This window comes from Spirulina sp. CS-785/01 (assembly GCF_028330525.1).
Lineage (GTDB): Bacteria > Cyanobacteriota > Cyanobacteriia > Cyanobacteriales > Spirulinaceae > JAQMSD01.
Genome location: NZ_JAQMSD010000072.1, coordinates 1 through 11,109, shown reverse-complemented (window position 1 = coordinate 11,109; position 11,109 = coordinate 1). Strand labels below are relative to the sequence as shown.

Genomic DNA, 11,109 nt, shown 5'->3' with positions numbered 1-11,109 from the left:
GGTGAGGGCGACTCCAAACCGCCATATCTCGTTACCCACCTTGACAGGGCTGGGTGGGCAATGCCCACCCAGAGAGCGTTTCATGATTTTTTAGGGTCTTTCGATACCGGATTCCGTATAAAATGTCTCGCCGAATCAGGGTTTTGAGGATTTTGAAAAGCAAAAAAGGTCAAATTTTACTCTCAATTGGGGAAAAATCTGGAAAAAAAGGCCCATTCTTAAATTTCCCAGTTCCCTGTTCCCTGTTCCCTTCCCTTACAAGCCAATAAACACTATTTCAGCAAACCCTAATTATTTTGAGCTTAAAAATTGCTCAGACTCAACCGGGTTAAACCCGCCATTATTAAACTCAACATTGTTAAATTGAACCACTCGCCAACCGCGATGTTCCTCCCGAATGGGGTGACAATGGCGTTGATAGGGAACTTCCGCAAAAATCCCCTCCTCTGCATCGTCGTCTCCCCTCTCCTCCTCATCTGCCACAAGGACGTAATGGGGATTTTGACAAGCATTCCCCATAAATGCGACCTGTTCCTCCTCCTCCTCCGTTGTAGGGGGAGAGAAAGACAGGACAAACGAGTCCGTTGTCTCCTCGGAGACAGGAAGCGAAGGAGAAGTCAGAGTAGAGGAAGACAAAGAAAGATCAACACTAGAGTCCACCCTCTCCGGAGAAGGCGTTATCGTCGAAGTCTGCGAAGACAGTTCCTCTGGCAGCACCGCCAAATTAAACGCCACTTCATTAAATGCAGTCCCCGAAACCAACAGAGGAAACTGTCCTGCCCCCTGTTTTAAGACAAAACCATTCACAGCCACCCCTTGTTCATTGGTTTCTACCGTTGTCCCGTGGGTTAGCGTGCCTTGTACAGACTCCCAAGGCTGAAAATTCACACTCACCCCAGAGAGAGGTACTGGTTGCTGAAATGCCTTTTCCACCACCTGCACCGTAACATTAAACGTCATCCCTGCATTGGCGGTTTGCACCGTAGAAACTTGGGGAACTAACTCAAACCCTGCCGACTCAAACGCCCCCATATCCACCGTACCATCGAGCCGCCGCTCCGCCCCCCGTTGATCCGCAGCACTGGCAAACTGATTATCTCCTGTATTTAACGCAGGACTCCCAGGCCGTAACCCGTGGGTTTGGGTCTCTCCCCCATAATGTCCTAATGGTAAAAGTTGTGGATCAGTATTGAGAAGATTGGTAGAGGCAAAATTAAAATTCTCAACCCCCGTTGTGTCCCCAATGAGATTATTGTCAAAAGAACTCCCATCAAAGGGGTTACTCTTAGCATCCCCTAAATCGGGACTCTCTCCCCCAACATCCTCATTCTGGGCAATAATATTATTGCGGAACTGGAAAACCCCGCCATGGCGAAAAATACCGCCCCCCTCGCTGGCACTGGCATTAAATGCGATCGTGCTATTGGTAATTTCCCCAGACTCATCACTGGGGCCTCTCTTGCTATAAATGCCCCCCCCATAATGTCCAGCAGAATTACTCGACACCGTAGAATTAGACAAATTAATCGTTCCCTGTCCGCCAAACTTACCCAAACCGCCACCGCGGCCACCCGCCGTGTTCTCTGAAATAGTAGAATCAATTAAATGCAGCGATCGCTGAATCCGCAAACCGCCTCCATCCCCCTCAGCAGCGTTATTAGACACGGTAGAATTCGTTAAACTCACAGTCCCTTGACGGCCATAAATCCCTCCCCCATTGGAGTCTGTCCTATTACCAGAGACGGTACTATCCGTCAGAGTTAAATCTTGATTACTGCGAATCCCTCCCCCATTATCGATCGCAGAGTTGTCTAAAATTTGAGCATTGGTGAATTCTACATTCCCTTGGCTCCGAATCCCTCCCCCACTCTGAGCCGCAAAATTACTGGCAATCTGGGAATTAGAGATAAACGCTTCCCCCTGACTCTGCACCCCTCCCCCATGGGTTTGAGCAGAATTGCCAGTAATCTGAGAATCATCAATGGTCAATCGACTATCTGGACTATTCAGACTCATTCCTCCCCCATCTTCACCCGCACGATTTTGGCCAATAACCACCCGTTCTAAAGTAACATCCCCCTGACGACTGGAAATTCCTCCCCCTTCCTCAACCGCACGATTCTCAGCAACAGTAGTCTCAATCAGCGTGATACCTTGGTTCGTATGAATCCCCCCGCCATTATTTCCAGCTTCATTCTCTAAAACTTGAGACCCGGTTAACGCCACCACCTTAGCCCGAATACCACCCCCATCTTGAGCCGCCTCATTTTCCCGAATGGTGACATTTTCTCCAGTGATAGTCCCTTGGCGACCGTAAATTCCTCCCCCGCGCGCTCCGGACTGATTCCCCGAAACCAGCGTATCAGTTAGGGTTAAATCTTGATTACTGCGAATCCCTCCCCCATCATCACCGGCCTGGTTATCCACAAGTTGCGAATGGTGAATTTCTGCGTCACCTTGGACTCGAATGCCTCCCCCACTGAGGGTGGCCGAATTCTCCCCAATGGTGCTATTGCGGAGCAACAGGTCTCCCTTACTATGTATCCCTCCCCCATGATCTTCGGTAACATTTTCGGTGATACTGCTATTTTCTACGGTTAATGTACCGTTTCCTCGGTGATAAATTCCCCCACCCTGCTCACTGGCACTGCCATTTTGAATCGTGACTTCTCGTAGGGTGGCCTGGTCTGCGGTAATTTGGAAAATTCGGTTATTATTCCCACCATCTAGCACAATAGTCTGTCCTGTGCCATCTAAGGTCAAATTCTCTTGAGACCAGACAATCTGACTACTCAGATTAATTTGTCCAGAAACCGCAAACGTAATTTCATCTCCGGCAGTAACTCCGGTTGACCAATAACTATCACTTCCTCCTATTCCCGTTAACCCATCCCGTAAAGACCCCTCGCCGGAGTCCGCTACGTTTTGTACAGTACGGGTGGCCAGTTTCCCCTCCCAGTTGGCCACTGTGCCAAAGGTAAAGGGAGTGGTGGCCTCAATATTACCTGTGTTGTATTCTAGCTGCCAGTTCCCCTGATATTGAGCCGACCCAGTGACATCCGTAGAAGCGGCCACATCAGCATCAGTGAGGGTGGCTAAATTCTCGACAAAGGCTTGTCCCCTTGCACCAAGGGCAGTTAAGCAACTATACAATAAAATATCTCCGGTGGGGGTGAGATTCTCGCCGATACTTTGTAATTGCTGTTGATAGTCTGACAGGGTATTGGCAGTTAGATAGGTATTGCCGAGCCAGAATTCCCCTTGATTCCCTTCTGCCACAATATTAATGGCATCCAGAGGGCGATTTACCTCCTCAACCGCTTCATTAACGGCAGTGAGTCCATTTTCTTGGCGGTCAATGAGTCGAGAAATTGTGCCGGAGTCTCCCCCATACAGCAGTTCATAGGGGTTATCGGTTCTCTCGTCAATGAAGGTATAGGAGAGACTGTCTTGGTCGGTTTTGGGGAATAAGACGACGGTGGGGTGACTACTGACTAAATCATAATCGGTGGGTTTGACTCGTTCTGCGGCCATAAGGGTGATCTCGTCGGCAGTAAGATTCCCGGCAATGACGGTATCTCCTGTTTGAATGGGGGTGTCAGCGTTGGCCAATGTGGCATTGCCTTGTTCATCGACGGCAATGGTGTCTTGTGAGTTTTGGGGACTTCCTCCGGTTAAATATTTGGGAATATCAATGGCCCGGAGTCCGGTAACTCCCTCTGGGAGGTTAATTCCGCCTTGGACGGGGGTGGCCTCTAGTACCAAGTCTAGGATCATGCCTTCTTGGGAGAGTTTCACTTGATTTTGGCCGGGGAGGGCGGCTAGGGTAATATTGCCGTTTTCGGCGGTAATTGTTCCGGTGGAAACGACGCTACCCCCCACCATCCAGAGGTTTTCACCGTTGGAGACGGCTAAGTCGGCTTCGTTAAAGATGAGACTGGGGCGATTTTGATCAAAGATGAGGTGGGTGGGATTTCCCGTTAATTCTGCGTAGTTGTTTTTGCCGTAAGCGTTGAAGAAGTTGTCCCCAAATCCCATGCGGGTGGCCGTGGTAACGCCGAAGCTGGCGGGGACGTTGAGGCTTGCACCATCGGTGAAAATCCACCCCGCAGGGTTCATTAAGTAGAGGTTAGAAGACCCCCCGGACATTTGAATTAACCCTTGAATAACGCTGGGATTTCCTCCGGTGACTCGTCCTACAATGTTGCGAATTTCGGGCTTCGATAAAAAGTTGGCGATTTCGTTAGGATTGAGGTTAAATTCGCTAAAGGAGTGAAATAAGTTTTCTCCGGCTCTTGTGCCGCCTTGAATATCATAGGTGTTCCCGTTGATATTGATAACTGTTCCTGTACCGTCGGGGGATGTGGTGATAGATTGAGCCGTGGTTTTTTCACTATAAAATAAGCATCCAAGGCTGCAAAGGGCGAGGATTGCAGGAACAGAACGATGAGTTTGGGGGGGGACGATTGCGGAAAAGTTCATAACAGGATACAACGATCGCAGTTTATCGAATAACTACTAAAACTTACTCAATTTAATTTCTTTGATCCGGAAATTAAACCAATAATTAAAGTGGTAGATATTCGAGATCAGATATCTCGTTGCACCGCTTTTTATGCCCCAAAAAATTAATTTTTAGGCATAAAAAAAGAACTTAGTTTGTGAAGAAAGAATAAATCCGCAAACTAATCCCCTGTAAAGTTGGCTAAACCAAAGTAACCAACTCGCGTTCTTATTATTGTGTTCGTATTTCCTGCATCGTAACATAAAACTGTACATTCTGTGTATTTGTACGCAAGATTGGATAGTAAAGTGTTGGTTAAGCCAACCTGATGTTCTGTGTTTTTTGTGTAAAGCTGCGAAACCAATTGGGTGAGTCGGAGGCGTTGGGCTGCCGGAGCAGCGAGTTTGAGCTACACTAATCAGCAATGTCCATTCACCCTGCTCCACAATGAGCCTTTCCTTTTTTGCTCTCTTGCGAATGAGTCAACAGTCTCTCTGGCAAAACCCGGTGCGATCGGGTTTGACAATCTTTGGGGTATTTATGGGAGTGGCGGCAGTAAATGCAACGTTACAGGTGGGGGTGATCAGTCGGGGATTGATTCAACGGCAGATTGAACAACAGGAAGCCCCGCAAATTTTTACTCGCATCCGATATAGTCAACCGAGGATTCCAGAGGCGGAAGTGGAGCAGCTTGCCGAGCAACTGGGGAATGTAGAAGCCCTCGATAAATATAATTCCTGGGCTTGGGGAGAAGCCCAGTTTGGAAGTCAAACCACCTCTGTTGGGGCGATTGCGGTGTCGGAGCAATCTCTGCAAGCGTCAGGCCGGGAAATGCTGCAAGGCCGCTTCTTTTACCCGGAAGATTATCAACAATTTCGGCAAGTGACAGTGATTGATCAACTAATGGCCGAAGAACTCTTTGGGGAGCAAACTCCCCTTGGACAGAGGATTCTGTTTAATAATTCAGTCTATGAGGTGATTGGGGTTATGGAAGCCAAGCCTGTGTGGAGAGATGGCAATGCTTGGAAACAAATGCTCGTCCCGCTTTCCCTGCATTATGCCCAAGTCGGCCAGAAAGAGATACGCCATTTTCGGGTGCGGCCCAATGCCCTAGAACAGATTACTCAACAAGAGGAACAACTGAAAGGGCTTCTCAATCAACGTTATACCTCTGATCAGTATTGGCTTGGTAGTAATGCAGAGGAGATTCTCCGACAGCAGGATGTGTTAAAGATGACGGAGAAAGGGTTATTGGCAGTGGGGGGAATTGCGCTGTTTATTGCTGGCATTGGGGTGGCCAATATTACCTTAGCCGCTACCTTAGAACGAACAGCAGAGATTGGCTTAAAACGGGCATTAGGCGCGACTAAACGAGATATTTTAAGTCAATTTATCCTAGAAGCGGTGTTTATTAGTCTCATTGGGGGTGGCATTGCCATTGTCACTGTAGAAGGGTGTACCCAGATCATCAGCCAACAATTTGATCTCCCCTACCAATTTGCCCCCCGTACTGCTTTTGTCTCTCTGGTTGCGGCCATTGTCGTGGGAGTAGGTGCAAGTTATTTTCCCGCCCGACAAGCGAGTAATATTGAACCCATTGAGGCACTCAAGTCTTAGTCGGTTGGGTGTAAGGGAGTGAAACCTAACATTTTTTCACCTTGGGGGGTGTGGGGTTACGCTGTGCTTCACCCCACCTACAATTAACTACTTTGAGCTTAGAGCGAATCAATCGCTAAAGTATTGGAAACCACTGCACGCTGAACCGCATTTTTACGCTCCTCAATAAACTGATTCATTGCTAAGGAAAAAGCGGAATTTTGTTGAGCCGCAGAAAAAATGGTCTCACCATCTAACATGAGTAAGGTCACATCCTGTAATACTTTGACTGACACTAAACTGGGTTCATCGCGCAGTAATGCCATTTCCCCAAAAATATCATTTCTTTCCAAATACGTAATAGTATGAAACTTCTGATCTCCCCCCGGCGCAGATAACATAACTTGCCCTACCATTAAAATACAAAGCCCTTGATCTAATTCTCCGGCATGAATAATGACTTCACCCACCCCATAATAATTGATTTGGGCTTGTTGCGCTAACGAACTGAGCATTTCATGACCCAAAATATTGAAAATAGGCGACTCATTTAAGGTTTCTAAAATATCTTGACGATTATTGCTTTTTTCAAGGATTTTATAGGGCATTAAAAAATGCTTTTCAACCGGAACAGGATCAGCTAAATGGTTGCGCTTGGCGGCATAATAAACATTGGTAACAAACTGTCCTTGGATTTCTTCAGACTGGTTAAAATCTTCAATGTAATATTTTACCTCATATTTAGCCACATAGTCAGAAAAATCAATAGGACGAACTAAAGGTTCAGGAGTTGAGAGGATTTCTTCGGCATCATTGGCAGCAGATTTTAAGACTTGAATCACTTTATTAGGAGGGGCATCTGACGAAAATGTAAAGGTTAGACGGTCGGCATGAAGCGGGTCAAGTAAAGTATAATTGTAAATCGTGTCTTTCCCTAAAACCCCATTAGGAATAATAACTACATCCCGTTCACGGGTTTTAATACGAACGGCTCGCCAATTAATTTCTAAAACCTCGCCTTCTAAGTCTTTAATGCGTACCCAATCCCCCACTTTAAAAGGAGATTCAAAAATTAATAAAAAGCCCGAAACTAAATTACTTAATGTATCTTGTAATGCTAAAGCAATGACCAGAGAACCAACCCCTAAAGCGGTAAATAGTTCAGTGAGATCAACCTGCCAAACCATTGCCAATAAGTAGGCAAAAATCCCTAGGGCAACACTGACACGCGCAAACTGAAAGAGTAAGTTAGGGACATCAATTTGCCAACTATATTGACGTTTTTGTCCTGGCATAAAAATGGCATTGAGCAAGGTAATTATTGTGATAATGACTGCCCCTCCTAAAACGCTTTCTGTGCCTTGTACCCAAATATTTTGGTCATTGAGCTTCAGCAGATAAAGCATGACTAAAAGGGTGATGAGAGGAGGGAAAACTAAAAAACGCAAATTTTTAAGGGAGAGAAAAAGAGGATTATTCTTACTCCGTAACCGGATAATAATTTCACCTAAACCGATATTGAGAAGGGGATACCCTAGCATGAGTGCCAGTCCCCAAATTAGTGATTGCTGTTCCATGGTTCAATTCAACAAAAAAATAAAATAATGATGGTTGTTGTGACACACTTAGGGCGACAAAATTTCTGTCTAAGACTAAAAATCTATTCAAATAGATTAAGTTAAAAATTGGGGAGTTGTGTGACTACATTACAGCACAATATCTGAGGATTTTATCCAATCTTTGGTTACATTTTGGGGTTCAGTTTTCAGAATCCAAGTCATCTGTTCTTGTCCTTCAAAAGCAAGAATATTCCCTTTGTGAAAGTTGTAAAAATCTTGGAGTCGCTCATGAATAACGTTAGTGGTGACAATCGTATTAATTTCAGCATGATCCATTAAAAGACTCGCAAACGCAACAGGTTCTCCCCACAAGTCATAACTGATGGGTTGAGTATCGAGAAGTCCAGTGATCACTGTTCCTGTATCAATGCCAATACATAAACTGAGGGAGGTTTGATGCAGGTTATTGTAGGTCTGAATTTGGTCTAAAATTTTGAGTGCGAAATCTAAAATTCGTCGTTCGTGATCAAGACGGGGTTTGCTTAATCCACAAACTGCAAGATAGCGATCGCTGGCAAATTTAAAACGATCAATATCCGATTTCTGCGCAATGCCATCAAAGGAATTTAATAACTCATTTAATAATTGACTGACTCGCTCTGGGGGATATTGATGAACCAGTTGTCCTAACCCAATTACTTTGGCCGATAACACCGTAACCGGATGAATTTGCTCAAAAATATTTTTCTCATCTTGATCAATCCGTCTTAATACCTCAAAGGGTAAAAAATTGAGTAACAATGTTTGGCTTTTGCGATAACGTTGCTCCGCTTGCTCAATATGCTCACGCATCCGATAGACCAAATCATTAAAAATGCCAGCCAATTCCCCAAATTCATCATCGGATTCCAACAGCATTTCTATCTCTCCATCTTCCACTTGAGCTTTATGAGAGGCAGCAATTAAAGCATCAATAGGTTTAACAAACCGAGTTGCTGTAATCCCAGCAATTAAAGTTAACACCAAAATTAAAATAACAGTGGAGAGAAATAAATAGGTGGTCAACGAATAAACCGGAGCATAGGATTCTGCTAAATCCATTTCTGATAAAATTGCCCATTCTAACCCCTCGATATGTAAAGGAGCATAGGAACTCAGAACCGGAACACCCCGGTAATCATCGGTAATTTGTGTCCCTTCTTGACCACTCAATGATGCTTTTGCGGCCTCAGTTTTAACACGCTGCAACAGAATAGAGGTATCCAGTTGATCAATTAACTGAACCGTGCTACGAGGAAACCCAATTGACCTCAACGTTTCTTTATATTGCTCAGGTTTTTCAATCAAAAATCGGGAAACGGAACGCATTAAATAATCAGTCCCCACTAAATACGTTTCCCCCGATTCTCCTAAACCATCCTGTTTCCAACGTTGATTCCCCGTTAAAACGCGGTTGATCTCATCCACTGGCATTTGTACGGCTAAAATGCCCACAAAATTTGTGCCATCATAAATTGGCCCCCCCATAAAAGCAGCAGGGGCAAAATAAGAGGGTTTATACATGGCAAAATCTACCACTTGAATAGCCCCAGGATCAGGATTATCTCGCACATCGGACACCAAGCGGGCAAAATTACTCCGACTATAAGGCCCGTTTTCTAAACTTGTCCCAAAGTCGGTTTCTTTATAAACTGAATAAATAATTTGTGCGGTTTCTGGATCAATCAAAAACAGGTCATAATAACCAAATTTTTTCACTAAATGTTTAAACAGTTTATGGTAGCGGTCATGAAGGGCGGTATAAACACTACCATCTTGGGCATTTTCTAAAGCATCTTTTTGGCCAACAGGATGAGGATTTGCGGTAATGTATTGATACTGTAAATATTCTGAGGGCTTGCTATCAGGGCGATAGGTCGTATAGTTGGGAGAGCCTAAAATGCGTTCTGTTAAGCGAGGGAAAAACTCTTGTTCATAATAGGTTTGGAGAGCTTCATGTTCTTGAGTTGTGAGAGTTTTAATGTCATATAGTTGTTCATAAGCGTTACGAAAATCTTTCATGGCCGCTACCACCATTTGGTCTTCACAAAGCGTTTCAACATGATTTTTTAAGATTTTGAAGTAGGATTCAACTTGATACGCTTTAGAAGTCCGCACACTGGTTAAATGATCAAAAATATTGCGTTTGAGTTCACTTCTTGCCCAACTCCAACCTAATGTCCCAATAATTAAAATTGAAATCAACGCAACCAAAATTAACATTAGTTGAATTTTGGATTTAATACTTAGTTTTTGCAGTACAAACATATAAGCCTCTCGAAATTGCTGATGAAAAGCCAAAACAACTTACAGCGTTTTGACATGATGGTAGATGTCGTGAAATGGTTGATTGGTAAGCATTCAGCCGGAGCGCACGAGTGCGAACAGATCATGAATGAAAGCGGCCTGCTTAGATAGCGAGGAAACTTTGCTATATCCCATCGACTCACGAGCGAGATCAGCGTTTTAAGCTGATGGCTCTCCAGAAACTAAAAAACGCTGAAAATTGGCTAAAAGCCTTGCTGTGATTAGTTTCTGACCTTATTTTTAGGTTAACTTTACCCTTTCTCCTTCCTAGTTGGTGAGCTTGCCGTTCACGTAGTGTGCGCGGAGCGCAAACCACTGCCCTCTGCCATCTGCCTCCTGCCTTTGGATGCTGATGACTGATAGCTTGATAGCTGAATGCTTAGGTCTTTTTATGCCTTAATCTTTGGGAGGCTTGATTTTTAATAGCAACTTCGAGAGCGAAAAGATTTAACAGAATAAACTGTTCTTCCTTGATATAGAGGGTTTAGAGCCTGAATTTTTGCTCACCCGAAATTAGACGGTTCACAATACAAGCTAAACAGTTGACTACACTGTTATATAATGAGGCTTTTAGGGTGATTCGTTTGATCATTTTACAAAAGCTCCTTGAATCACGAAATTCTGCAACAGAGAAAATTCAGAAAAGCGGGTATGTCGGAATGGCGTTATTTTAGCACGGGTTGATGTATTACTACTCAGTCTTGCAAAATTGCTATAAAATGCACTTGATGTGGTGAGAGTGGTGAATTATGGCTTCCCGATTTCCCAGGAATTTGTCTTCCCCCTTTGCCTTTTGGGGGCGTAACTTGCTGTTGGTTTTAGTGGCGACTGGAGGAACAATTTTAACTGTAGGCGCGATCGCCAGTTCCCAAAACCCCTCCAAACCCACGCAACCCACCCCCTCGCAACCCCCCTCAGAATCGCCACAGCCCGCCCCAACCCCGTGGCCGTCTCCTCACTCCTCCCAACCCTCTCCCCAAGCAGAGACCCCCAAACAACCCCCTCAGAATTCCATCTGGTCCGAATGGTTGTCAGGGTTACGGTTCATTGAACAAAATTCCCCAGAATATCCGGTAGAGAACACCCGCCCCTTAACACCCAATC

General features: G+C 44.9%; 4 protein-coding genes and 1 pseudogene. 2 read left to right on the top strand and 3 right to left on the bottom strand.

Annotated elements, in window-relative coordinates:
- Window positions 1–291: 291 nt before the first annotated feature.
- Window positions 292–4,482, bottom strand: a complete 4,191-nt coding sequence (locus PN462_RS03930) for a DUF4347 domain-containing protein (RefSeq protein ID WP_272126664.1) — start codon at window positions 4,480–4,482, stop codon at window positions 292–294.
- 469 nt (window positions 4,483–4,951) lie between these two features.
- On the opposite strand from PN462_RS03930, the gene PN462_RS03925 reads away from it, so the two are divergent.
- The gene (locus tag PN462_RS03925; RefSeq protein WP_272126663.1) at window positions 4,952–6,121 is read left to right on the top strand and encodes an ABC transporter permease; all 1,170 of its coding nucleotides are present in this window, start codon (window positions 4,952–4,954) and stop codon (window positions 6,119–6,121) included.
- A 98-nt stretch (window positions 6,122–6,219) separates the two neighbouring features.
- Here PN462_RS03925 and PN462_RS03920 read toward each other — a convergent pair whose 3' ends face one another.
- Window positions 6,220–7,677, bottom strand: coding sequence for a mechanosensitive ion channel domain-containing protein (locus PN462_RS03920; protein ID WP_272126662.1), 1,458 nt, complete (start codon window positions 7,675–7,677; stop codon window positions 6,220–6,222).
- 129 nt (window positions 7,678–7,806) lie between these two features.
- Window positions 7,807–9,921 (bottom strand): adenylate/guanylate cyclase domain-containing protein, encoded by a 2,115-nt coding sequence (locus tag PN462_RS03915; protein ID WP_272126661.1) that lies wholly within the window; start codon window positions 9,919–9,921, stop codon window positions 7,807–7,809.
- Window positions 9,922–10,754: 833 nt separating this feature from the next.
- Between PN462_RS03915 and PN462_RS03910 the strand changes: the two are divergent.
- Window positions 10,755–11,109, top strand: a pseudogene (locus PN462_RS03910) (hypothetical protein); the annotation flags it as partial.

Coding starts and splice junctions, on each gene's coding strand:
- PN462_RS03915 (WP_272126661.1), bottom strand. CDS start 9,921: ATGTTAATTTTGGTTGCGTTGATTTCAATTTTAATTATTGGGACATTA.
- PN462_RS03925 (WP_272126663.1), top strand. CDS start 4,952: ATGAGCCTTTCCTTTTTTGCTCTCTTGCGAATGAGTCAACAGTCTCTC.
- PN462_RS03920 (WP_272126662.1), bottom strand. CDS start 7,677: ATGGAACAGCAATCACTAATTTGGGGACTGGCACTCATGCTAGGGTAT.
- PN462_RS03930 (WP_272126664.1), bottom strand. CDS start 4,482: ATGAACTTTTCCGCAATCGTCCCCCCCCAAACTCATCGTTCTGTTCCT.